The organism is Tenericutes bacterium MZ-XQ (assembly GCA_002838205.1).
Lineage (GTDB): Bacteria > Bacillota_I > Bacilli_A > Acholeplasmatales > Acholeplasmataceae > Mariniplasma.
Window position 1 is genome coordinate 975886 of the sequence record CP017950.1, and the last position, 26722, is coordinate 1002607.

The 26722-nt window shown below is 31.8% G+C and carries 16 protein-coding genes; all 16 read right to left on the reverse strand.

Translation table 11 applies throughout. The annotated features are described in order from the left end of the window. Positions 1-34: 34 nt before the first annotated feature. The 16 genes from BK011_04830 to BK011_04905 all read right to left on the reverse strand — a co-directional run bounded on the left by BK011_04830 (position 35) and on the right by BK011_04905 (position 26711). On the reverse strand, positions 35-7558 hold the full coding sequence (locus tag BK011_04830) for a hypothetical protein (GenBank protein AUD65034.1): 7524 nt from the start codon (positions 7556-7558) through the stop codon (positions 35-37). A 457-nt stretch (positions 7559-8015) separates the two neighbouring features. Then, positions 8016-8684: a hypothetical protein gene (locus BK011_04835; protein ID AUD65035.1), complete on the reverse strand. Its 669-nt coding sequence runs from the start codon at positions 8682-8684 to the stop codon at positions 8016-8018. 106 nt (positions 8685-8790) lie between these two features. Continuing rightward, positions 8791-9411 carry a hypothetical protein gene (locus BK011_04840; protein ID AUD65036.1) on the reverse strand — a complete coding sequence of 207 codons (621 nt, stop codon included), beginning with the start codon at positions 9409-9411 and terminating at the stop codon, positions 8791-8793. Between the two features lie 179 nt (positions 9412-9590). Next, positions 9591-10478 carry a hypothetical protein gene (locus BK011_04845; protein ID AUD65037.1) on the reverse strand — a complete coding sequence of 296 codons (888 nt, stop codon included), beginning with the start codon at positions 10476-10478 and terminating at the stop codon, positions 9591-9593. Between the two features lie 7 nt (positions 10479-10485). Next, positions 10486-11010, reverse strand: coding sequence for a hypothetical protein (locus tag BK011_04850; GenBank protein AUD65038.1), 525 nt, complete (start codon positions 11008-11010; stop codon positions 10486-10488). Next, positions 11007-13973 (reverse strand): hypothetical protein, encoded by a 2967-nt coding sequence (locus tag BK011_04855; protein ID AUD65039.1) that lies wholly within the window; start codon positions 13971-13973, stop codon positions 11007-11009. The genes BK011_04850 and BK011_04855 overlap by 4 nt, the downstream gene beginning before the upstream one ends. A gap of 91 nt (positions 13974-14064) precedes the next feature. After that, positions 14065-14493 carry a flavodoxin gene (locus BK011_04860; protein ID AUD65040.1) on the reverse strand — a complete coding sequence of 143 codons (429 nt, stop codon included), beginning with the start codon at positions 14491-14493 and terminating at the stop codon, positions 14065-14067. 76 nt (positions 14494-14569) lie between these two features. Then, the gene (locus tag BK011_04865) at positions 14570-16630 is read right to left on the reverse strand and encodes a hypothetical protein (protein ID AUD65041.1); all 2061 of its coding nucleotides are present in this window, start codon (positions 16628-16630) and stop codon (positions 14570-14572) included. A gap of 50 nt (positions 16631-16680) precedes the next feature. Beyond that, the gene (locus tag BK011_04870; protein AUD65042.1) at positions 16681-18510 is read right to left on the reverse strand and encodes an ABC transporter ATP-binding protein; all 1830 of its coding nucleotides are present in this window, start codon (positions 18508-18510) and stop codon (positions 16681-16683) included. Continuing rightward, on the reverse strand, positions 18500-20347 hold the full coding sequence (locus BK011_04875; GenBank protein ID AUD65043.1) for a hypothetical protein: 1848 nt from the start codon (positions 20345-20347) through the stop codon (positions 18500-18502). Before BK011_04875 ends, BK011_04870 begins: the two co-directional genes overlap by 11 nt. Positions 20348-20457: 110 nt before the next feature. After that, entirely contained in the window at positions 20458-21690 is a 1233-nt protein-coding gene (locus BK011_04880) for a hypothetical protein (GenBank protein AUD65044.1), read from the reverse strand. 101 nt (positions 21691-21791) lie between these two features. Beyond that, positions 21792-22427: an endonuclease III gene (locus BK011_04885; GenBank protein AUD65045.1), complete on the reverse strand. Its 636-nt coding sequence runs from the start codon at positions 22425-22427 to the stop codon at positions 21792-21794. Beyond that, on the reverse strand, positions 22424-23035 hold the full coding sequence (locus BK011_04890) for a hypothetical protein (GenBank protein AUD66150.1): 612 nt from the start codon (positions 23033-23035) through the stop codon (positions 22424-22426). The genes BK011_04885 and BK011_04890 overlap by 4 nt, the downstream gene beginning before the upstream one ends. Then, positions 23016-23690: a ribonuclease III gene (locus BK011_04895; protein AUD65046.1), complete on the reverse strand. Its 675-nt coding sequence runs from the start codon at positions 23688-23690 to the stop codon at positions 23016-23018. The genes BK011_04890 and BK011_04895 overlap by 20 nt, the downstream gene beginning before the upstream one ends. Continuing rightward, positions 23687-24694: a hypothetical protein gene (locus tag BK011_04900; GenBank protein AUD65047.1), complete on the reverse strand. Its 1008-nt coding sequence runs from the start codon at positions 24692-24694 to the stop codon at positions 23687-23689. Before BK011_04900 ends, BK011_04895 begins: the two co-directional genes overlap by 4 nt. Positions 24695-24725: 31 nt before the next feature. Then, a complete protein-coding gene (locus BK011_04905) occupies positions 24726-26711 on the reverse strand; it encodes a hypothetical protein (protein ID AUD65048.1) in 1986 nt (661 codons plus the stop codon). Positions 26712-26722: the final 11 nt, after the last annotated feature.

Here is a 26722-nt window from a genome sequence, read left to right on the forward strand (position 1 = left end):
TTCAATATCGCTAGGTTTTTTGTTTGTCTCAATTTTATGGTAGTGCAGTAATTGCTGTAGCAATTGAAGTTCTTAACAATCTTACTCTAATTCCACCATTCATCACATAATAATCATCTGCATTAATTGGATCAATCGCATCATAAATGTTATTTGATGGATCTACAACGTCACTTATCAAGTAATAAATAATAACATTTGGACCACTTGGTGGTTCAACTAAATCATCAATATCTTGTGAACTTAATGTCTTCAATTTAGCTACTGTAATGGTAGATGCAATTGTAGAAACATTTGTCACACCAAGAATATCCATTGATTCAATAATATGATCAATTTCAGCCTTCTTGATATCTTCTGTACTACCAACCATATAAGCTTCTGAAGGTACGGTCAATACTGTATCAATTGCACTTGATAATAATCTATGGACAATATATGAATCATAAACATCTCCGACTGGATCACCTAAACCTAAATTGTGAAGGTCTTCAATCTCGTCTCTAGATGGATCATCAAATGATAAACTTGAGTTAAGTGTTGTAATACCCATCACTCCCATAGCTTCAATTAACGCTGATATTTCATCAACTTTAATATCATCTAATGCAACTGAATCATATGCGTTATCTGGTACATCAAGTGCTGCATCTATACTATCGCTAATTAATCGATGAACAATATATGAATCGTATAGATCAGTTACTGGGTCTTCTGCTAATCCTAAATAATGAAGATTTTGTAATTGTGTTACACTTGGATTTGATACAGACAATCCTGCACTAAGTGTGTTAATGCCCATTTCTTCCATCGCATCAATTAATGCGCTAATTTCATCAACCTTAACATCTTCGTTTGCGACTGTCATATATGCTTCATCTGGTACTGTTAATGCTGAAATGATTGAATCACTAATGAGTCTATGAACAATTAATGAATCATAAGTATTAGTAATTGGATCAACTGCTAATCCTAAATAATGTAAGTTTTGAAGTTGAGTTCTTGTTGGATTACTAATTGATAATGAAGCGCCTAAAGAAGTAATACTCATTTCTTCCATAGCTGCAATTAATGCGCTAATTTCATCTTCTTCTAAATCTTCATTTGCAACTGTCTTAAAGACGCCATCTGGAGCATTTAATGGATCTCCAGCATATAAACTATCGACAACAGCATCTGATACAAGTCTGTGAATGATGAGTGACTCATATACGTCTCCATTTGGATCATCAGCAAGTCCTAAATAATGAATTTCCTTAAGTGTTGCTACTGTTAATCCATTAACATTGATTGGATCAGATAACTTGTTTAAGCCCATTTCTTCCAAGGCTTCAATCAGTGCTGAAATTTCTTCAACTTTAACATGAATTAAAGCTGCTGTGATATATGCATCATCTGGAACAGTAACTGTTGAGATTACAGAATCACTGATGAGTCTATGAATGATCACAGAATCATATGGATCAGAAATTGGATCTTCTTCTAAACCTAAATAATGAATGTTTCTAAGTTGAGTTAATGTCAAATCATCCACATTGATTGGATCACCTAAAGTAGTAAGTCCCATCTCATCTAGTGCATCAATAAGTGCACTGATTTCATCTTCTTCTAGATCTTCTGTAGAACCAACTTTAAATGCACCATTCGGAGCTTGTGAAGGATCTCCGGTATATAGACTATCCACAACTGCATCACTGATTAATCGATGAATAATAAGTGATTGATACTCATCAAGAACTGGATCTATTGCTAGACCTAAATAATGAATATTTTCAAGTTGTGTAAGTGTAAGTGTATCTACATTAATTGGATCTGATAATTTTGTAAGTCCCATTTCTGCAAGTGCTTCAATTAAAGCACTTACTTCTAGTGGTTTAACATCTTCTTGAGCAACTGTCATATAAGCATCATCTGGAATGGTTACAGTCGAAATCACTGATTCACTAATCAGTCTGTGTATGATGACAGATTGATAAGTATCAGTTACAGGATCTATACCTAAACCTAAATAATGGATATTTCTAAGTTGTGCAACTGATAAATTATCCACGACGATTGGATCTGATAATTTTGTAAGTCCCATTTCATCAAGTGAATCAATAAGTGCACTAATTTCGTCAGCTTCTAAGTCTTCTGTTGATCCACTTATGAATGCGCCATCTGGAGCTAATAATGGATCACCAGTATATAAACTATCTATAACTGCATCACTAATTAATCGATGAATAATCACAGAATCATATGGATCAGTTACAGGATCTTCTGCTAATCCTAAATAATGAATATTTCTTAATTGTGCTACTGTTAAATCATCGACATTGATTGGATCGCCTAATGTCGCAAGTCCCATCACATCTAATGATTCTATAAGTGCGCTGATTTCAACAGCTAATAAATCTTCAGTAGAACCAACATCAAATGCACTACTTGGTGCTGCTGTTTCATCACCACTATATAAACTATCAATAACAGCATCACTGATCAATCGATGAATTGTAAGTGAATTATATTTTTCATCAACTGGATCTGTGCCTTTACCTAAATAATGAATATCCTTAAGTTGCGCTGTTGTTAAAGCATCAACATTAATTGGATCTGCAAGCGTTGCTAATCCCATCACATCTAGTGCATCAATTAAAGCACTAATTTCATCAGCATTTAAGTCAAGATTATCATCAGTCATATATGCATCATCTGGAACCGTGATACTATCATCTACAGAATCACTAATGAGTCTATGAATAATTCTCGATTCATAAACATCTCCGTTAGGATCTGTGCCCAAACCTAAATAATGTGTTTGTCTTAATTGAGCAATACTTACTGTATCGACTGCAATTGGTTGCGTTAAATCAACAATATTTAAGACGATCATCGCTTCTACTAAAGCTTCCATTTCTAGAACTTTCAAATCACTGCCAGGAGCTTCTGGATCATAATTGATATCTATACCATCTACAGCTAATGATTCATCTGTTTCCAAACCTTGATCGATGATGCCTTCAGATATGAGTCTGTAAATAATAAGTGATTCTAAATCCAATAATAGACCAATATTTGTTGGCGTATACTTAGATTGATCGATAACACCTGCGTTTGCGATATCAATTTCTAAGATATCAAGTGCAGCAAGCATATCACCTAATTCTGAACGCTTAATATCAAGTTTATGAGAATCGACTGGGTCAAGTTCACTATTTTCATCATATGCAAGTGAGTGAATTGAAATACCACTATCGATAATCGCTTCTGATGTTAAACGATCTATAATTCTTGAATCTACATTATGTATACTTGTTAACTTCTCTCTTGTTATAGTATTTGTATCAATTGGCATTAAGCCTGTGAGTGTTTGTTGATCATCGCCATCACTTAAAATAAGTAATGTATCGATCATCTTACCAATTTCATCTCTAGAGAGTCTTGTACCTTCAACATTGTATGCAGTTAAAGGAATAGATGTTAGATTTTCAACAATTGCGTCACTAACAAGTTGATCAATGACATTAGATTCTAGATTAAACATCTCTTGAATGTCTGCAATTGTTACTAAGTTGACATCAATTAATGCTGGATCACTTTGACCTAAAATATCAAATACTGCGAGTAAATCTTTAATTTCAGTTTTCTTAATCATGCCATCATATTCACCAGATGTTTCTAATGCATCACCTGGAACAGTTAGACTTGCTTCAGATTTCAACATGAGGTCAAGTGTCACATATAAATAGCTTGAAGATAACAAATCATCTTCTTCTTGATCAGTAAGGCTAGTGATAGAATCCAAAGTTACAGTATCTTGCTCAAAATCACCTAAACCGATGAGTTTAAGTCCAGCAAATAGATCATAAATTTCTTGCTTAATCATTCTGTCTCTGCCATCAACGTTTACTGTACTTGATGCTGGCATGACAAAATCAGTTGCTAAGAATCTTCCATTAGCAATCGTTTCTATAATTTGATCACTTAATAATAATTGTGAAACTTTATCTTGAATATAAATACTATCAATAAATCTTGAGAAATCATCTTCTCCAGTTCCACTATCAACATTATAACCAATCATATCCATAATGGTTGTTACAGTAATGGTTGACTCTCCACCAAAATCAAGCATATCAAGCGAAATCATCATCTTTTTAATTTCAGCTCTTGAAATCAAATCATCTTCAACACCGCTTGTACCAAGTGCATCTGATGGTACAGCCATTTCTAATGTGATTGGATTATCTGCAAATGCACCTGCAAGTGCATCACCAACATAATCACCAAATGCAGGATTATCAAATAATCTTGCTAATATCGTATAAATATAATCAGATGCAATAAATGTGTCAAAATCATCTTTAGGTTGTGTTGTATCAATCATATCTGTAAACGTATTTAAACCAATAGCACCAAAATCTCCTAAAAGGGTTAATGATGTGAGCATACGTCTAAACTCATCTTTAGGTACTCTTCCGATTTCAATATCCTCATGAAGTAGAGGATCACTAGCAAGCATTGCATCAGATGGTGTTGTATCAAAACTATCAACTGTAAGTCCTAAAGCAGTTCCTAATGTCGTTCCAACATAGTCCCCTAAAGTTTCAAGTTTTAATACTTTATCTAATATAGTGTAAATATAATTTGCTCCAAATACACGATCAAAATCATCATCTCCTGTATCAGGGTCAATGTTTCTATCTAATAAGTTTGTAAAAGTTTCTAATCCTAATGTACTTAACGCTTCTGTAGATGTTAAACCTAAAGCATAAGTTGCAATAACGATATTTTCAAACTCAACAGGTTTTATCAAATCTCCATCCATAAGATCCGGATCAGCAACAAAGAAATCATCAGGTGCAACAAATATAGTTTGTGCAGAGTTGACTGCATTTACTAAAACTTGTTGAGTTTCTGTGTTTGATAAGAAATCTGAAACTAGTTTATGTATTACATCAGAATCAAATAGTTCTAAGAATGTTCCATTTTCAGACATTTGATATAATGCATCAAGTGGAAGTTTCGATGAATCATTTGCTGCTGTAATAATGCCAGCATATGATAATTCAAATCCTTCTGAATTTCCAGCTGCTACAATTAAATCAAATATTGCTTCCATGATTTCGGTCGATTCTTGTTTCCATAAGACTGAATCAACCTCTGCATCAACTAATGATACTGGAATCGTTGTATATGCGCTTAAAGCACCTGTATCAACAATATTTCTTACACTGTTTGCTACACTAGCAAGTAATAAATCAGAATGTGTGTTTTCAACAGAATAAGTAAAGAACGCTCTAAAATCAGGGTCATTGAACAATCCTGTTAAATCAATATCTTGAAACTCTAAATACAGTCCACTTTGTTCTGATAAAAAATCTGAAACAGTGAATGCTAAATCTAGGACAGAGGCAACTTCTTGATTAAGTGCTATACTGTTTGGTATGTATAAATATGGTGAGGTAACCATTGACTGAATATAATTAAGCGCAGGTTCCCCAGCTCTTGTTAATATTTGTAGTTCATCAATAGCTTGTCTCATTGTTTGGTAATCAGCATCTGATAATTGACTAAACTGAGATATAACTTCTAACATTTGATTTGTTTCTAATCCAGATAAGTTTCTAATCTCAGAAAGACTACTAAACTTATTAACGCTTTCCACAACTGTTAGCAAATTGTTTATCTCTTGACCAAAATTAAAGTCAATGGTTTCACCCGTTGGATCACTAACTAAAATATCATTAATAGCGTCTTGTAAAGCTGGGTCATTAACTAATGTCTCAACAACATTTGGACTGGCAATCTCAAGTGCGGCATTGACTACTTCACTGCCTTCAAAAACATATTCGACTATTTGTCTGAGTGAATCCATATGATTGACTGCGATATCATCGATAAAAGCAAGCATATCTGGACTTTCACCAAAGATTGCACCAACACCAAGTTTTAATGCTTCTTTATAAATATCACCAACATTGATAATTTCTTGATCCCACTCAATGTTTTCTAGTTCTAAAATAATTTGTTCAGCTAGTTCTTCATCAATAGAATCACGTAGTTGTTGATATAATGCAAAATCGACAACAACAGGCATAGATTCAATGATCATTCTAACTTCAACTAAATCTTCTATAATTGCACCAATCCATTCAGGATTTTGTGTGTTAATGAACGTTTCTAAATTACTAATTGAATTAAATAGAGTAGTTAGGTTAGTATCCCCAAATTCATCTGAGAATACTGTTTCTATAATTTGGGCAATACGATATAACTCACCTTCTGATCCGACAAAGAAATCAGGATCATCAAGTATAAACGAGAATCTATCTTGTAAGTACCCTTCAACTTCTGATGGCTCCATCCATGAAATTTGTTGTTGAGCTTGTTCTAAAGTTGTTGCATAGTCTAATGCTACGTTAATTAAAGATAAAACTTTTAAATCTCCAATTGAACGCAAAATATTAGCTAACATGACACCTTCTTCAGGGGTCAACTCAGCTAATAGTTCTGGCTGACTCATGTATGTCATCCATTCACCGACGGTAGCAAACGTAAGTGCAGCATCTGCAATATCAAAAATTTCACCGAACTCTTCATCCCATGAAATACTGTAAAAATAATCCAAAGCAGCTTGTGTAGCATCTCTACCTCCAAAATCAATGCCATTGAGTTCTGTTGGAGCTAAGTTTTCTACGCCATATCTAACTGCTGCAGGGATCATATACTGAATGAGTTCACTTTGACCAATATGATTAAAGATGAGTTCAGCATTATTTATATCTTCACTAGATATATCTTCGATTCTAAAATCATCTTCTAAATATCCATTTTCTGCAATGATGTTTGCAATCCCCATAATATGTTCGAGTTCATTACCAAAATTAATGCTTGTTGTCGTTTCTTCAACAACAATATCTGTCGTGAACACTTCATCGAAAATATAACGATCCAAAGATTTTTCTTGAATCTTGATATCCTTTACAATAGCTGAGAGTCCACCTTCATTCATTTCCTTAATGTTATTTAATATTTCTTGAATCTCACTAGGTATAGCAATAGCTAGTTCTGTTGTTGAACTTAAGGCTTGTGTATTTTGATTTTCTTCGATATTTAAACTTGATGTAATCTCAGAGGCAAAGCCTGCAATGACTAAAAGTGGAACTAAAAAAATAAAAGCAACCACTAAACCTCTGACAGAACCAATTGCTCCACCAAATAAACGACTTAGAACGTTTTTATTTAGACGTTTAGAAGGCACAAACTTGCGATTTTGATTCTCTTTTTCTTCATGTTTAATTCTTGCTTCTTCATTTTGTTTTTTAAGCATGCTTTTTTTAATGCCATGTTTCCATATAGGTTTAAATATTGTAATCGTAAGTGAAAATTTAATCAATGGATATAAAACGAAATATGCTACTATTCTTAAGACTAAATCTGCAATAGCAATAACTAGTCCTAAAATTTCTGGTTCATTTAAGTAATTGATAATATCAGCAGGAATAGCACCACCTGATAATCCGTTAACTAAATCTATTAAAGACGTTGAAAATAATCCAGAAGTTAGGAGCATATTAAAAGAAAGTTTCTAAACAATCCATAAAGTCACCACCGTCATGATTAAACTAACGATCGTAAAATACGTTGACTTACTCGTTCCTCTCAAAAATCCTATCAAAAAATGTATAACTACGAAGAATCCGATAATTCCCCACTGAATCATTAGAAATGAGGGCATAGACATTCCGCCTTTCTTGGTAAATCATATTCTTATTTTAGCAAAAATCATAGATTAACTCAATAAACTTAAATCATTGTGTATATTTTTATAAATATACAGGTGAATAATCGCCCTTGTTTTTAGTCGATATGTTGTATTATCCTCTAAATATATTTCAAGTCATCTGATTAACTTTATTTAAGGCATACAAATAAAAATGGTTTACAAAATAACAAAGGTACTGATTTATGATCCATCAGTACCTTTTGCACTATTCATTTTAATGTTTATTGACTACGATCTAGCATGATTAGATTTTCGAAATGTGCTTATCTTTGTATGGCACAAATGTAAGAAATGATAAGATTAATGTACTACTTAGTAAAAGTCCACCTATGATATCTGTCATCCAGTGTACACCAGAAAGAATTCTACCAAAGATAATGATTATTAAAACCAAACTTATCAGTAAATTTATTGTGATTATTAGAACTTTGCTCTTTATCATTTCTTTAATCATAAAATGTGTAGGTATCAACACACATAAACTAATCATGATGTGTGTTGATGGGTATGAGGGTTCTAAATATCCATCAATTAAGATTGGTCTATAGTTAATGATAAACGTTTCAAAAAATATATAGACAATGATGAGTATTACATAATATATACCTAACCCTATAATCTTTCGATCTACCTTTTTTATGCTTTTTCTTTGAATAAGTTGGTATAATCCCATAAAAGCAAAAATCAACCCTATAAAGACCGGAAACAAACCAAGCCAATCTATGATTTCATAATAAAGCATATTGACTCCAATGAAGTGATGCATAAAGTCATTAAACCGTGAAAATCCAACAGATGATGCCATAGGTCCAATCTCTTTGACGTCATAACTCATAAGTGCAATTGTAAAGATGACAAAAATTGTTGCTACTGTAAGTATACATATGATTTTTTTTCTTTTTGTTTTTTCCATTTTGTTTCTCCTTTGTATGTTAGATGTCTTCAGTATAAAAGCTATCTAACCTACAGTAAAGAAACGATTCGAAACATGAATTGATTATTGTGATACTTATCGTTGACTATCGCTTAATATGCATAAAATTGAGTAAAACTAACAGTTTTCCAATGAGATAGACAGTTAAAAAGAAACTGATATAGGGTTCGTTTGTAACAATGAAAACCAACAGTGAAAAAAACGAAAATGCTATCGATAACATTAAGATATAAAATTGCTGTCTATAGAGTAACCCAAAGCGTGCAATGATAAATTGAAACATGAACAGGATTAAGAAAATCGCAAATACGCCATAATACAAACTTATAATCATGATATTACCAACATCATGATTGAATAAAGTAACAGACTTAATAAAGTCACCTACCTTTAATCCAAACAAAGGAAAAAACATAAGCATAAAACTAAACAAGTCAAGTAATCCATACCCATAAAGACTAAAGGCTTTTAACGTATGACGATTAGTATTAACTGCTATTGAAATCAATTCCTCATTTGATAATAATTCATTAATTGAGATGCCAAATATTTTTGAGATTTCTTGAAGTGAATCAAGATTGGGATTCCCTTTTCCGGTTTCCCACTTTGATATAGCTGCTCTAGATACGTATAGCATATCTGCTAAATCTGATTGGGTATAATTTTTTTCTTTTCTAAGACGTTGAATTTTTTCACCGAGATTCATTTGTATACCTTCCTCTCGTTTTATATTTTTTGTCTATTTATAGAGTATCATAGATCTTAAAAAACTTGATATATGTAGACGTTATTATCCTTGATATGGTTAAAAATAAAAAACGAAAAAATATATAATTTTATTCGTTTTTTGAATTTTTAATACTAAGTGACTATATCATGTGCAAATTATTTACTTTTTGGATTGACATGTACCATGCAATGAATGACTTCTCTATATTTCTCTTCAACGCTTATGTGAACAGTTTCTGCAATATCATGCGCATGTTTTAGAGATAATCCATCGTCAACTCCGATTTCTACATCTACATACCATTCAGTCATGTGTCTTCTTACTCTTAAATCATCTATAGATTTAACGCCTTGGACTGTTTTAATGAAAGTTTGTATATCATTTAGTTTTTCTGGTTCTGGAGATTCGTCTACTAAAAATGAAGCCGCCTCTTTAATAATTTGAATAGCTAATCTTAAAATAAAGAAACTGATAATCAATGATCCGATATAATCAAAAACGATTAAGTTAAATTGAGCTAGCAGTAAAACAAATACAGTTAGTCCTGTTGAGAAAATATCATAAAAATGGTTTTTAAACTCTGCTTTTAGTGTTGGATTATCGAACTTTGTGTTCAACTTGAAATAGAAATATGCTAAAAACATCTTTATGACAAGTGCAAGTGTAGAGATAACGAGCGTCCAAATGTTTGGAATAATGTGATCATTTGGATTTTCTATATAAAAAATAATGTTGCTAACTGATCCGTAAGCAAGGTATATAGCAGTTGCTGCAAAGATGATGCCAATGGTATAGTATGCGAGTCCTTCAAATTTTTGGTGTCCATATGGATGGTCTTTATCTGGACTTTTAGTTGCAACCTTAAGTACAAAGAAAATGATTGTGCTCATAAATATATCAGATAATGAGTTCACACCATCAGATACTAATGCTTGGGAATTACCCCAAATCCCAAATCCCAATTTGATAATAGTTAAAAATATATTAATCGCTAGACCAATATAGATTGCTGTAAGTATTTGTTTTCTGCTTGTTTTTGTCATAGTAACCTCATTGCATATAAAACTTCTCTTGAAGTTGTTTCATGTTGTTTTTTATAAATTTTTCATCAAATCCAAAAATCATTTGATATCGATCCATATATTTCATATCCTCTTGATCGGATAACGAAAGTTGATCATACTTTCTTCCAATAAATAAAATGAGTTCTATCATTTTTTTGATATCTTGTACTGAAACAAGTATGATTTCTCTATAACTTATCGTTTTATACTCATTGTAAAAATGCAAATCCACTTGAAAATAACTGAAATTTCTTTTTTGATAGATGACAACATCATATGCGAGCATGGATAAAAACATGCGTTCAATGAGCTCTTCAACAAACTCAAAGTGATTATCCTTAAGTAAGTTAAATAAAATGCTTGCGACATTGTCTATAATTTCATTAAATAAGTCTGGATCTGCTTTAAAACGATATAGTTTTTTTAGTGTCATAATTTGATCAGCAAACAAGCGTTGATAATCATATTCTAACATTTGCTTTTTTTCTTTTGACCAATGATCAAATCTCATGATACCACCTCATTGATGGTATACATTTTTTCGACAATATAAGTTATTTTACCATTAAAATTGTTTTCTTTAACCTCAAAAAGTTTAATTTTATCATCTAAAATACTGATGTACTTTTCATAGCTTTTTGTAAATAGCGTTACCTCAATCTGAGTTTGACCATCATCAATGGTCAAAAACGCCATTTGTTTTCCTTGTTTTGTTTTAATCACTTTCTTATTAATAATAAATCCCAAAAATTTCGAATAGTCTTTTTGTTTTGCAATTTCAATAGTATCTAAATGATGCTCTTTGATATATGATTCATATAGTCTAAGCGGATGATAAACTAAATTAAAGCCGATGGATTCTTTTTCAAAGATTGCTAATTCTTTAAAAGTATACTCATCATATGTTTTGAGTTTAAAATCAGATATGTACATCTCATATCCCGCATGTTCAGTTTTTTTGTTCTCTATCATTGTTCGATGATTCATATCAAAAACATCTAATGCACCACTATGAATAAGCATTTCCATGTTGCGTTCATTAATGGTAGATTTCATATGATTTTTGAATGATTGAAAATCATCAAACTGATTTTCTTTTCTGACATCTAGTATTTTTTGAACCAGGGTTTTTCCGATACTCTTGATTTGGGTTAATGGTAGGTAAATCTGGTCTTTATAAATCTCGAATCGATCTGTTGATATTTTAATATTTGGTGATTCAACATTAATCCCATTTTTTCTCAAATCTAGTATATAATCATAAATCGTTTGATCATTTCCAATGACATTTGATAGTAAAATTGTCATAAACTTTTTATAATGGTTAGCTTTTAAATATGCCATTTGATAGGCAACCATACTATATGCAACACTATGGCTTCTATTAAACCCATAATCTGCAAACTTCACGATTAAATCGTAAATCGTTTCTGCAGTTTCTTTAGGATAGTTTTGAGCTGAACATTTTTCAATAAATCTTTGACTTTCTCTTTCCAAGATCTTTTTATCTTTTTTAGATATACCTCTTCTAAGTAAATCCGCCTCAGCGAGCGTATATCCAGCAAACTCGTGAGCAATCCTCATGATTTGTTCCTGATAGATAATGATCCCATATGTCGGTTCTAAAATGTCTTTTAGTTTTGGATGAATATATGTGTAATTTTTACCGTTTCTTCTTTCGATATATTCATCAATATTTTCCATCGGACCTGGTCTAAAAAGTGCTAGTATCGCAACAATATCTTCAAAGTCCCTTGGTTTTAGTTTTCTTAAAACATTTCTCATCCCACTTGATTCCAACTGAAAAATGCCTTCTGTAGAGGCTTGACTCAAAAGTTCATATGTTTTTTTGTCATCTAGAGGAACTTCTTTTATATTAAAATTAGGTATTTCTTTTTGGATAAGCTTGCAAACATCATCTATGATTTGTAAGTTTCTGATGCCTAAAAAATCAATTTTAAGTAATCCTAATGACTCAAGATCACTCGCTTCAAACTGAGATTGAAAAAATCCTTGAGATGATTGTTGTAATGGAATATGTTTTAATAAATCTTGAGAAGCTAAAATCATGCCAGCTGCATGTGTTCCAGTATGTCTAGGTAATCCTTCTATTTTTTTTGCAACTTTTAATAATCTGACAGTTTCTTCATCGGTCGTATCGACTTGTTCATTTAAAACTCTTTTGATAATCGCATTGACTCTTTGTAAGTCGATTTTCATGACACGCGCAATGTCTCTTATCGAAGATCTAAGTGCAAATGTTCCAAAAGTAACTATAGAAATCATATGATGTTTACCATACTTTTCTTGGACGTATTGTATCACTTCATCTCGTTTATTATCTGGAAAATCCATATCAATATCTGGCATAGTGATTCTTTCAGGATTTAAAAAACGTTCAAATAATAAATGATACTCAATTGGATCAATATCTGTGATACCTAAGCAATAAGAGACTAAGGATCCTGCAGCACTTCCTCTACCGGGTCCTACGTATATATCATGAGTTTTTGCGTATCTTACAAAATCAAAAACAATTAAGAAGTAGTGATCAAATCCCATGTTATGAATCACATCAAGCTCATAAAGTAATCGTTCTTGATAAACTTTATGATCCTTACCTGTGTTTTCTAATCTTTTCTTTAAACCCTTGATGGCTAAGGATTTTATATATGCCTTAGATGATGAACCTTTGATGTCATATTTAGGCATATCAAAATGTGGGTTTTCCCAAGTAAACTGAACAGAGTTTATGAATGCGTTTAAATGATCAAATACTTCTTTATATTCCGAAAATAGACTGTTAATCTCATGTTGATCGAGCAAATGAAAATCCGCATCTTCTTTGACTTGATGATCTTCACTTTCAATTTTTATTAATGCTTCATAAACAGATTTATCTCCAGTATTCAAATACCCTGTTTGGTGTAGTGGTAACATTTGAATACTTAACTCTTTAGATAATTGTTTTAATGCAGGTGCTACTACAATTTCATGATCAAAATCATCTAAAGAAAGCCCTAAATAAAAATCTGTAAATTTTTGTTTAAATTCAATTGCAATATCCATGGCTTGCTCAATGTCTTTATTTAATAAATAGTGATCTATGACTGATGTTTTATAAGTCACGAAAATGAGTCCTTCTTGAAACTCTATCAGTTTTTCATAGGTTAATTCGTTTTGACTTTTTAGTAAGCTGATTTGTAATAAGTTTTGATAGCCTTCTTGATTTTTAACATAAATCAAAAATGAAGTTTCTAACATAAGATAATTCACTTGAACATGAATGCCTAAAATAGGTTTAATGCTATATTTTTCAGCATAACGATAAAAATGAAGCATACCATGGAGTTGCTCATCACTTAAAGCTAAAAAATCATATCCACGCGCTTTAGCTTCTTTAACTAAAGTCTCCATGGGTATGGTATTTTTTAACATTGAATATGAACTTTGAATACCAAGAACTCCAATCATGCTCTTCACCTATATTTATTATACATGCTTTTTAATATCTTCCAAACTGTGTTATAAAAAAAATGCTATGATTAGCATTTTTTATATCTTCTTAGAATTTAGCAAATGATTTACCAAATTCAACACATTCTTCCTCTTCTTCAGAACTTGGTGTTGAATTGATTTTAAATCCTGCTTCGAATAACTCAGCTCCAGAATCTTTTATACGGTCTTCCCAAGCTTCCATCCATTCACCTTCACCCCATCCGTATGATCCGAATAAAGCTACTTTTTTACCTGATAATGAACCTTCTAGTGCTTCAAAGAATGGTTCAAATTCATCTTCTTCTAGTGTTTCAACACCCATTGATGGGCATCCAAATGCAATTTTATCAAAAGCTGCTGCTTCATCAACTTCAATTGCATCAACAGATCTATAATCTACTGATAATCCTTCTGCTTCTAAACCTTCTTTGATTTTTTCTGCCATGATTTCAGTGTTACCTGTACCACTCCAATAAACGACTAATACGTCTGCCATGTTTAGACACTCCTTTTTATTTCTTAATTTACGTTCATATTATAGTTTAAATAAAGGGTAAAGTCAAAAGATATAACTACAATTTTTTATAAAGATAATATAAAGTTGAAGCACTAATTAACAATATAATGATCATTGGTAAAAAATCTTGGATTTCAAATACCTGTTCATCTTCGCTAATATATATCATTCGACTAAAAATAGTTTGATTGCCACTTGTATCAACGACAACATATGAAACTTCGTATGATCCGGGATATGTTGTATCTATATAATCAATAGATGTGTATATATCAAAGACATCTACATTATCATTTATAAATAATCCTTCCATTATATCAACATGCTCATACATCTTAACATATAATGATTGTCCTTCAATGATTGGTGGTTCACGATCAATGACAAAAACATTTACCTTTTTTGTCGTTTGATTAAGGGAGCTATCTAAAATGGTATAGATGCATGTGTATGCTCCAATTTGTGTGACATCAATATCAGATGTTATGAGAACATCAGCAATAGTTACATAAGTATAGTTATCATCAACATTTACTATATAGCTGATCAAGTCTAAATCAGCTTGATTCAGTTCTAAATATAGATATGATACATCGATTTCTAAAACGGGCGGCATAATATCTACAACTAAAACATCAGCAATATAATAGCTTTCGTTATTCGACTGATCGTATGCATAGATAATGAGTTCATATGCTCCTATTTTTTCATAATCTATATGCGAGTCATCTAAAATCATTTTAATATTATCTAGATCATATAAATCAATGGCATTAAAATAGATACTTAAGTCTTTTTTTATAAATTCTGTCAACACAATCTCACTGACTTGTGTGATTTCTGGTGGGATTAAATCAATGATCTCAACTGTAGTATGTAAAGTCGTTTTATTCTTAAAACAGTCTAAAGCAGTTATACTGAGTTCATATATCCCAATCTGATTCATATTGATATTTGAATCTATATCGATATCTAACAAAGAGACATCACAATAATTATCATCTACATTGATATAATGGTTTAAAATAGGGTGTGCAGAAAACACTTCAAAAATGAGTGATTCTGATATTTCTATATTCGGTCCAATAAGATCCTTAACCTCTACTTCTAAAGTTTTCTGCGTCTCATTGCCAGATTGGTCTGCTATGCTATAGTAGATCTTATACTTTCCAACACGATTAGGATCAACATCAAAACTTAAACGAATATCAGTAATATCTACATCATCATAGTTGTCACTTACAGATAAAACATATTCATAACAATCACGTTCATCAAACACATCGTAAACTGGGATGATTTTTGGATAAGAAACTAAAATGAGCTCAGGTGGTGTTCTGTCCACAATCTCTATTACAAAGCTTTCTATGGTTTGATTTCTAGATTTATCTACAGCTAAAACTGTTATTTCATGATATCCCAATCGATCAAATGGAGCTTCACCTCCAATAACAGCGAAATTCACGTTTAAGTCATAATTATCAGTGATTTCGATAAACTTTGTTATATCTAAAAGGGTGTGAACTTCAATAATGATTGGTTTTATGAGTTCAATCTGAGGTTTAATGCGATCAATAATCTTTATCTCTTTCACATAGGTTTTTGTATTTCCTGATGTATCTGTGATATAGTATATGACATCATATGTTCCAACCTGATTAAAATTAATTGCTTGATCATCGACTTTGACAACTAAATCTTCTGCTTGATCATAATTATCTTTATATTGCAAATGCTGATAAAAATCTGGTGGTTCACTATAAACATCTATGATGTATGTCGGTATATAAGTTATTTCCGGTTTTATACCATCTACAACATTGATTGTGATTAATTGCTTTTGCCTAACATCATAAGACTCAAAGTAAGCTTCAAAGTAAATATAGTATGTTTTTACATAACTTGTAACAATAGTTGATAAAAATGTACGATTTACTCCTGATCTCACATAGGACGGTGTATCTGCTACGGCAATCCCATCAATATATAATGTAGCTTCGGGAATTGTAATATAAGATTCTAAATCATCAAAAACGGGTACATCAATGACTGTATTTGACCAAATCACTTGTGTCAAACATATGGTCCACTGAAAAAAAGATAACAAAAAAGACATCTCATTCACCTCTACATCATATTAGAAATCAAGATGTCTTTTTACTTTTTTTATAATTCAATGCTAAGTTTATCTTCGCTCTCTCTAATAAATTGATTGCGATAAAGTTCAAAGTAATGTCCGCGTTTTGCAATCAGTTCATCATGCGTACCCATCTCAATGATTTTACCCATATCAAGCATGACAATTAAATCACTATTGACAATAGTCGATAATCGATGTGCAATGATGAAGCTTGTTCGTCCGTTTAATAACTTTTCAGTTGCGTACTGAATCACAAGTTCAGATTCTGAATCTATTGAAGACGTTGCTTCATCTAAAATCAGAATTTTTGGATCTGCAAGAACTGCTCTAGCAAATGATATGAGTTGCTTTTGACCAACCGATAATAAATTACCACCTTCACCAACAAACGTCTCATACCCTTTTTCTAGTTTCTTAACAAAATCATCTACACCGACCATTTTCGCAGCATATTTAACTTCCTCATCGGTTGCATCTAATCTTCCGTATCTGATATTCTCTAAAACTGTTGTACTAAATAAATGTGGACTTTGTAAAACATAGCCTAGTCTTCTATGTAACCAATGGATACTTCTTTCTCTATAATCTTTGTTATCGATTAAGATGTTTCCTGATTTAGGTTCATAAAATCTTGCAAGTAAATTGACTAAAGTCGTTTTCCCAGAACCTGTGTGTCCAACTAAAGCTACACTTTGACCTGGTTTTACTTTCAAGTTGAAGTTTTCTAATATCATTTCGTTTTCTAAATAATAGAATGTTACATCTTTAAACTCTACTTCACCGTGGAGTTCTTCCCAGTTTTCTACCTTATCTTCAAATAGCGTACCATAGATTGCTTCAACTTCTTTTGTATCTGTTAAATCTGACTCAGTTTCAATCAAACCTACAATACGCTCAGCTGATGCTTGTGCATTTTGAAAATCTGATAAGATTCTTGAAATTGCCATAATCGGTTCAAAGAAGTTAATCGTATATGCAATAAACATTTGTAATGTACCAACTGTTATGACAAATTCTAAAACATAAACTGAACCCTGAAACATGGTTGTTCCTACCGCAATATATGCAAGCACTAAAATGATTGATGAAAATAGTGCTGATGAAATAACTGCTTTAATACTTGCTCTTTTTAGTTGATGAGCAGTGTATGCAAATTCATCAAAATTCTGACCCTCAATACTCAAACTCTTTGTGGTTTTTGCACCTAAAAACCCCTCATTGTACTGTGCTGTTAATTGTGAATTGTGTTTTCTTGCAATTCGATGTTGCTTTAAAATAAGTTTTCTAAAGAAATATGCTATCACAAACATTACAGGAACAACAATCGTTACAATAAGTGCTAATTTAAAGAAAGTTACATATAGGACAATAAGAATCATAATCATTGATAATCCAGCCCATACGAAATCAACAATTCCCCATGAAATAATTAATGACAATCGTCTTGCATCAGAAGTCATTCTAGCCATAATCCAGCCTTGTGGCGTTTTATCAAAATAACTGTATGATAACTTTTGTAGATTCTTAAATGCTTGTCTTCTTAGCTCATAACTTGTTTCAGCTTCAATAATACCAGCTTGATGGATAAATCCCCAAACCGCAATCCCAAAACCAGCTGCGATTAAAATATTTACAGCAACAAAATATGGCCAAGTTGAATAATCTCCTTCTACAAAGTAAACATCAACTGCATATCTATTTACAAGAGGGATCAGTGCATCTAACACAGCAACCATACTTGAAAATGCGATAAGTAAAGTTATTCTTTTTTTAGAAGAAAAGACGATACCAATTATTTTTTTCCAGGTAGATAGTTGAACTTTATACTCAACATTAACATCATCTTCATGATGCATGATCTTCACCTACCTCCAGCGTCTCTTCAAACGCTTTTTCTAATTTACCTTGGATATCCCAAAGCTTCTTGTATAAACCATCTTGTTGACTTAACACATCATGTGTACCAATCGCTTGAATTGTTCCCTTATCTAATACGATAATTTGATCTGCTTCTTTTGCTGTTGTAATACGATGAGTTATGATGATTGTTGTTTGTTTGTTTGATTTTGCTAATAGTGCTTGTCTAATCATAATATCAGTTTGTGTGTCAACAGCACTTAAGGCATCATCAAAAATAAGGATTGGCTTATCTTGAACAAGAACGCGTGCAATTGCAACTCTTTGTTTTTGTCCACCAGATAATGTTGTTCCTTTTTCTCCAACGATGGTTTCATATCCTTTTTTAAAGGTTCTAATATCTTTTTCAAGAGCTGCTATTTCAGCAGCTTTTATGACTCTATCTTTGACAGCATCTTTGTGTGCGATCGCGATATTCTCATAGACTGTTTTTGAATATAAGAATGGATCTTGTAAAACAACACCAATCTGTCTTCTAATATACTTTTTACTAATATCTTTTAACGCGATGCCATCGATAAATATATTTCCGCTTTGATATTCATGCATACGCATTAATAAATTGATAATGGTCGATTTACCACTACCTGTACGTCCAATAATCGCTACGGTTTGACCAGCTTTGATACTAAAATTAACATCTTTAAGTAAGTGTTCTTGTGTATCAGGAAACTTAAATGATACATTAGAAAACTCAATATTTCCATTGATTTTAGGTTCTTCTTTGCCATCATTTTCATATTCACTAGACTGTTCTAAAATGTGGTGGATACGATCAGATGCAACAAGTGCTTTTCCATAATCATTGATGATTCGCCCTAATCCTCTGACTGGCCAAATAAGCATACCAACTAATGATAATGAAGCAACGACACCAGCAGCGTCCATCGTCTGATTTCTAACAGCATAAACACCAATAGCGATAATCACTAGATATTGCGTGATACTGATAAAATCCATAGATCCCCAGTATATAGCTACGATACTGTTTGCTTTTTTTAATGCATCAGCATATTCTCTATTTTTATTTTCCATTTTTGTGACTTCAAATGCTTCATTAGCAAAAGCTCTAACAACTCTAGAGCCTGATAAGTTTTCTTGAACAACGGTCATCATCTTAGATTCAGTTTCTTCAATGTTTTGGAAAATCTTATCTATTTTAATAAAGTATATAATTGAGGCAGTTGCTACCAAAGGTACAAGCGATAGCGATATCCATACCATGGTAGGATTAATATAATATAATTGGTAAGCACCAAACAGTAGTGTTACTAACAAATAAACAAAGTCTAACATTCTTGTTGTCAAAAATGTTGTTGTTGCTTCAACGTCAGTTGTACATCTTTGAATTAAATCTCCAGTGTCAGCATTATTATGAAACTCATAATTCAGGTCTTGAATATGGCCATATAAACGTATTCTTAGTTTTTCAGCAAGTTTTTCTAATAACGCACCTTTGATCCAAAGTTCAAAAAACCGCAAACTAAATCTAAAGACTTGTAAGATAAGTAATGCACTAGCAATTCTTAATATTATATTTAAGACTTCGGTATCTTGTCTAAAAAAGTTTAACAAAAAAGTAGGTAGGTTTACTTCACCTACGCTCACTGTTTGATCAGCAATACCTGGTTGTGCTAATAATGTTTTAATTAAATATTGTGTAAATAAGGGTACATTAGAATATGTATATTGATGAACTGCTGTTAAAATTGCAGCAATCAAAAATAAAAACCCGAACCCCTTAGCTAAGCTAAACAATTTTATTGTACGCATCATCTTCCCTCCTTAGCCTTAAATAGTATATATGATTATATTTTTTTAGTCAATAGTATTTGGCTTAAATAAGCAAAAAAATAAGGTTTATCACCTTATTTCTTATGTTTTTCTTAAGCAAAAGCTAAGTGGTTGAGTTTTTTTACAAAGATTCGATATAACGAAACAGCGTCTTTATAATATTGATGTTTGACTAACATTTGCTCACAATCTTTAAGCAAATAGTTTAGTATTTCATAATCTTCTGTCATGCCATGAAATGTTAATATGTCTCTTTTGATGTAACTCATTTGTTCTTCTTGAGTCGATTTGTACTTATGTTTTAGATGCTTGAAAATAACGTTTAGCCTTGCATTGTTAATATCTTGATGAGTTTCAATAAATTGAATGATTTTTTTAGTTTCATTTAAGTGTTCCAGTGCCATAACATAAAGTATCATCCAATCGATAGATTGATCTTTATACATTGTAGCGATACTTAAAACTCTGTCATAGTCTCCCTTGTATGAGAAACATTTAGCTTTTAGATACTGTCTATCACAATCTTCAAACTCATCAATTTGATCGATTTCTTGGATGATACAATCACATGATCTATGTTTTGCTTCATGTATGAGTTTTTCAAGATGAATTTTTTTGAACTGTGAAAAAAGGTGTTTTTGTATGAGTGCATGCTTGTATGTCTCATATGTATCATGAATCATTGTATAATTATTAAGTTTAAATGCATGCCTTGTTTTACCTTTAAGAATTAGTAACTTAATTTTTTCATGTTCGGGATTAAAAGCCTCAATGGTGTTTAACAAATCGACACCTTCAGAATATCTCATTGCATCGTATAAAATACGGTCAACTAAAAGCATTGCAGTCATGAAAGCTTCTTCTGGCATAGATAATATGGAACTCACTATTTTTTTATAATAATACTCTATTTGAGCACTGTCCTCATGAAGTACGTGATAAGCGAAATTGATTAAGACCGATTCATAATCTTCACGTGTTTCAAAGTCTTTAAGTAGAGAATGCTCAATTTTTTGATCTAACAAGATCGCACGAATAATCATTTCAATATGAGTTTTAAATTCATCACTATCATAGACATAATCTTCTTTGATGTTGAACCTCTTTTTTAATAGATCAACATATTTAGCACTGGGTTTAATGATGTTATTTTCCAGCTTCGATAAGTAAGATACACTACATATATCTGCACTAGCTTCCTCCAAAGTCATTTTCAACTCATCTCTTTTATACTTGATTGCTGATCCAAAAGGTAATCCAACACACTTATTATTGGATTGCCTCTTTTTTATAATGTGGTTTAGTTCTGTTAAATTAATATACATGTTACCCCTCCTGGTTGTTATTATCGTATTCTATTGTATATTTTTAATCTTTTTAAATCCGTTAAAAATTAGAAAAAAAATGAGTTGTCGCCAACTCACTGTCATCTATACTCATATTTTTCTTTGAATTTACACATATCAAATAAAGGACATACACTACACTTAGGGTTCCTTGCTAAACAATGATATCTTCCAAAGAAAATTAATTGATGATGAGCTTGTTGCCATTTGTCTTTCGGTATTTTTCTCATTAATTTGTTTTCTATGGTTAATACAGAATCCCCAACTTTTGCGAATCCCAATCTTACAGATACTCTAGCAACATGCGTGTCCACCGCTAATGCTGGTATATGAAATGCATTACTTAAGACGACATTTGCTGTTTTTCTGCCAACGCCTGGTAAAGATTCTAAATCTTTTCTATTTGAAGGTACTTCACCTTCAAATTTATCGACTAAATCTTTCGATAAGGCTTTGATGTTTTTCGCTTTATTTCTATATAAACCTATAGTTTTAATACATTTTTCAATATCCTTCTCGTCTGCTTTAGATAACTCATAAGGTGTTGGATATTTATTAAATAATGCTGGTGTTACTTTGTTAACTGCAATATCAGTTGTTTGTGCACTCAGTGCAACAGCAACTAGTAATTCAAAATTGTTGTTATGTTTAAGTTCAACAGTCGCATTAGGAAACATTTGATCAAGCGTTTCTAATATATAATCTGCATTTTTCATTTTATACTCTTGAAGATTTCATCAAGTGCTTCATCAACATCTTGATCAATCTCAATTTGCTTAATAGGTTGTTGTGTAAGTAGTCTTTCAACATATTTTACACTAATTTTTTCTTCAGCTTGATCTATAGATTTAACAATTTGATCATATGAAAAGTGATCATCTTCAAACCACTTCCTAATATTTTCTAACTCATATGACTTTAATGGTCTTCCTAATCCTTGTTCAAACTTCAAGATCACCTCACTTACTTCATTTTCAATCATTTGTTTCTGTTTATCTTTTTCTTCTTCGATATACAGCTTTTCTATTTTATCAAAAGTTGGGCCTAAATCAAATATCTCTCGTTCTTTTTGATCTTTTAATTCTAAAGATATGGTTAGAAATCCTTTTTCTAATAAAGATTCTACAATTTCTCCTATTTCATTTGAATGATATTCAACTCTTCTAGATATTGCAAGTGTTGAAAATGTCTTTCTTTTTTTATAAATAGAAAATAGTGCAATTAACACAGTCAATTCTTGCATGGTTAAAGAAAGTTTTCTATACTCCTTGAGTAAAATTCTTTCAATTGCAAAATCATATTCATCATATAATCTCTTTAAAATCATAATTACCCTTCTTTAATGCGTCGTGTGCAGCATTTTGTTCTGCTTCTTTTTTTGATCGGCCCATACCGGTACCGAGTACGATATGATTATCAAGTTTCACAGCCGCTTCGAAAATTTTATTGTGTGAAGGGCCCTGTTCTTTGATAATATGATAACTTATATTTCTCTTATCCCCGCTTTGAATATACTCTTGAAGTGCAGATTTATAATCTTTTATTCCCCATACTAGATTCAAATGTGGTACAACGATTTTATGAAATAATTTTCGGGCTTGCTTAAATCCCAAATCCAAATAAACAGCTCCAAATAAAGACTCAAATGCATCCGCAATCATTGCAGGATTTGGTCCTCTCAACTGTTCACCTTTACCCAATCTTAAATATTGATCTAAATGTATTTTTTCCGCGAAGATTACAAGTGCTTCTTCACAAACTGCTTGAGCACGTCTTTTTGTAAGTTCGCCTTCATCAGCTAAATCTTTTTGATAAAGATAATCGCTAGTCAGTAGTTCAATGACTGCATCACCTAGAAATTCTAACTTTTCATTATTATCCGTTTGATTTTCATAAGCGAATGATGCATGTGTCAACGCTTGAACATATAGAGATTCATCCTTATATAAAAGATTTAACTTTTTAAGTAAATCTTTCATGAATTGTCAACTTCCTTTTGTTCTAATGCTTCAGTAACTTTTTTGATGACTTCTGCTTCAACCATCTCTTTGGCTTGTCTTATACCATTGAAAAAAGCATAATCATTCGAAGACCCATGAGCTTTAATGACGATACCATTAAGACCCATCAATAATGCACCACCAACTTCAGATGCATCTAGTGATTTCTTAAAATTACTTAAGTTCTTTTTCATCAGTAAAGCACCAATCTTACCTAAGAAAGTTGCTTTAATTTCTCTTTTTAAAACCATGCCTAAACCTTTTGCGGTTCCTTCCATGGTTTTCATGACGATATTCCCAGTAAATCCATCTGATAATAAAACATCTGCTTCCGTGGTAAAAACTTCTTTGGGTTCTAAATTGCCATAAAAATTAATGTTTTTATCATTTTTTAAGAGATTAAAAGTTTCTACGTCTAATTCTCTACCTTTACCTTCTTCTGTTCCAATATTGATCAAAGCAACTTGTGGGTTTTTTCTTTTCAACACTTTCTCAGCAACAACTGATGCATAAACAGCAAAATCTCTTAAATGTTCTGCTTTAAAATCTACGTTTGCTCCAGAATCTAAAAGTATTCTTCCTCTTCTATCATAAGAAGGAATAATTGGGGCAATCGCTACTCTTTTCATTGAAGGCATTCTTCTAACGATAAAATGCCCACCAACAACAAGCGCTTGAGTAGGTCCAGCACTTACCACTGCATCAGCTTCATTGTCTTTTAAAGCTTGAAGTGATTTAAACATTGACATTTCTTTATTGGTTCTATATTGTTTGATTGGGTCTTTTTCACCCATGTCCAAATAAAAAGGCGTATGAACAACTTTAAGTCTTGGATGTGATTTAAGATAAGGTTTCATCTTTTCTTCATCGCCAAACAATGTTATTTCTATTTGATCAAATTTTTCAAGTGCTGCTAAAGTACCTTTAACAATTGGCTCTGGTGCATAATCTCCACCCATGCCATCTACAGCTAATCTTATCATAAGTCTACCTTCTTTCGTATGTATAATTATATCATATTTTTATATTGTTTTTAATGTATCTAAGCAAATATTTATATTTTGCGTTTGTATAAAAATCTTTTTGTTGCATCAACCATTCCACATTTTTAGATGCCTCTAATAAAATCGGATAGTCGCTTAACAAATCTAAGAAGTTAAAATTCAAATAACCACTTTGCTCACTTCCTAAAAAATCACCAGGCCCTCTTTGGACAAGATCATATTCTGAAAGCTTAAATCCATCATCAGTTTTTGTAAGCATCTCTAGTCTTTCAATATCTTCTTTTTGTGAGATGACAAAGCATTCACTCTTTAAATTAGATCTTCCTACACGTCCTCTTAATTGATGAAGTTGACTTAATCCAAAATATTCTGCGGCATAAATTGCTATAAGTGTTGCTGTAGGTATATCAATACCAACTTCAATCATTGTTGTTGCTAGTAATATACTACCCGGTTTATACATGAATTTTTCCATCTGTTCTTCTTGTTCATCTTTAGATTGTTTTCCGTGAAGTACAAAGATTGGTGCACTTATGTTTAATGATAGTTCTTGATAAACCGTATCAATATTGTCATCAACCTTACTTGAGGATATTGCAGGAACAACAACAAACACATGTTCTTTATTTTTAATTTTTTGATCTATAGCTTCATAAAGTTTATGAATATCTTTTTTTAATAAATAATGGGTATCTACTTTTTTTCTGTTTTGCGGCTTTTCTCTAATGATGGATACATTTGACTCACCAAAAGCAACCATTGCTAATGTTCTAGGAATAGGGGTTGCTGTTAAAAAGATGACATCATTAGCTGTTGACTTATCTATCAGCTTATTTCTTGTATCAACACCAAACTTATGTTGTTCATCAATAATGATTAATCCCAAGTCATGAAATGTAACATCATCTTCAATGAGTGCATGTGTACCGATGACAATATCATATTGGTTATTTTTTATAGCTTCTTTCACTTGTTGTTTTTGCTTGGTCTTACCTGTTAAAAGACAAATTTTAGCTTTTTTTAATAAGGATTTAAAATACTGATAATGTTGAGTTGCTAAAAGTTCAGTTGGTGCCATAAATGCGACTTGCTTTTTATTTTGTAAAAACGGTAGTGTTGCAAGGCATGTGACTAAAGTTTTCCCTGAACCCACATCCCCTTGGATGAGTCTATAATGTGCATAAGGCTTTTTGAAATCTTTATAGATATCATTGACCGCTTGTTTTTGATCATTTGTTAGTTCATAAGGCAATTCTTGAATAAATGCTTTGATTTGATCAATATCGTATACTATAGGCGTTCTTGATACTTGTTTTTCTTTTAATTCGGCCTTTAACTTAAGTTGTAAATAAAATGCTTCTTCATATTTAAATCTTCTTTTGGCTTGTTTAACATCCTCAAATGTTTTAGGTAAATGTAGCATCTTATATGCATCAGCTCTATCTGGTAAATGATATTTATCTAAAAATACATCAGGTATGGTTTCATATATTTGAACAAGTTTCTCATCAAAAATCGTTTGAACAATATTAGATATCACTTTATCATGAATATCTCCAATGTGGTAAATCGGTTTGATTTCAACATTTTTTTCCTTTTTAATGACTGTTTGTGCGATTAACTGGTGCTTATATAATTGATATGTTCCTTGAACAACGACTTCGTCACCTACAAAAAACTGCTTTGATAAATAGGGTCTATTAAAAGCAATAACTTCAATTTGATTACCAAATAATTCCATATGAAACGACGACATATGGACTCTTGCATAAGGATTATCTTTGATTGGCGTTGTTATTTTTCCAGATACAGTCACTTTATCTTTGTGCTTTAAAAGGTTAACTTGATCAATTGAAAAATCTTGATAGGTTTTTGGATACCGTAAAACAAGGTCGTATGTAGACCAGATGTTGTTATTTCGAAATATATACAATAACTTAGGCCCAACGCCTTTGACTTGATCAAGTTTTATTTCCAAAATATCACCTATTTCCATTATACTCAACT

Bases quoted from the DNA above. Each gene is read 5' to 3' on its own strand.
- BK011_04870 (AUD65042.1), bottom strand. From the start codon at position 18,510: ATGCATCATGAAGATGATGTTAATGTTGAGTATAAAGTTCAACTATCT.
- BK011_04880 (AUD65044.1), bottom strand. From the start codon at position 21,690: ATGTATATTAATTTAACAGAACTAAACCACATTATAAAAAAGAGGCAA.
- BK011_04895 (AUD65046.1), bottom strand. From the start codon at position 23,690: ATGAAAGATTTACTTAAAAAGTTAAATCTTTTATATAAGGATGAATCT.
- BK011_04835 (AUD65035.1), bottom strand. From the start codon at position 8,684: ATGGAAAAAACAAAAAGAAAAAAAATCATATGTATACTTACAGTAGCA.
- BK011_04855 (AUD65039.1), bottom strand. From the start codon at position 13,973: ATGATTGGAGTTCTTGGTATTCAAAGTTCATATTCAATGTTAAAAAAT.
- BK011_04875 (AUD65043.1), bottom strand. From the start codon at position 20,347: ATGATGCGTACAATAAAATTGTTTAGCTTAGCTAAGGGGTTCGGGTTT.
- BK011_04850 (AUD65038.1), bottom strand. From the start codon at position 11,010: ATGAGATTTGATCATTGGTCAAAAGAAAAAAAGCAAATGTTAGAATAT.
- BK011_04885 (AUD65045.1), bottom strand. From the start codon at position 22,427: ATGAAAAATGCAGATTATATATTAGAAACGCTTGATCAAATGTTTCCT.
- BK011_04860 (AUD65040.1), bottom strand. From the start codon at position 14,493: ATGGCAGACGTATTAGTCGTTTATTGGAGTGGTACAGGTAACACTGAA.
- BK011_04840 (AUD65036.1), bottom strand. From the start codon at position 9,411: ATGAATCTCGGTGAAAAAATTCAACGTCTTAGAAAAGAAAAAAATTAT.
- BK011_04845 (AUD65037.1), bottom strand. From the start codon at position 10,478: ATGACAAAAACAAGCAGAAAACAAATACTTACAGCAATCTATATTGGT.
- BK011_04900 (AUD65047.1), bottom strand. From the start codon at position 24,694: ATGATAAGATTAGCTGTAGATGGCATGGGTGGAGATTATGCACCAGAG.
- BK011_04830 (AUD65034.1), bottom strand. From the start codon at position 7,558: ATGCTCCTAACTTCTGGATTATTTTCAACGTCTTTAATAGATTTAGTT.
- BK011_04905 (AUD65048.1), bottom strand. From the start codon at position 26,711: ATGGAAATAGGTGATATTTTGGAAATAAAACTTGATCAAGTCAAAGGC.
- BK011_04865 (AUD65041.1), bottom strand. From the start codon at position 16,630: ATGTCTTTTTTGTTATCTTTTTTTCAGTGGACCATATGTTTGACACAA.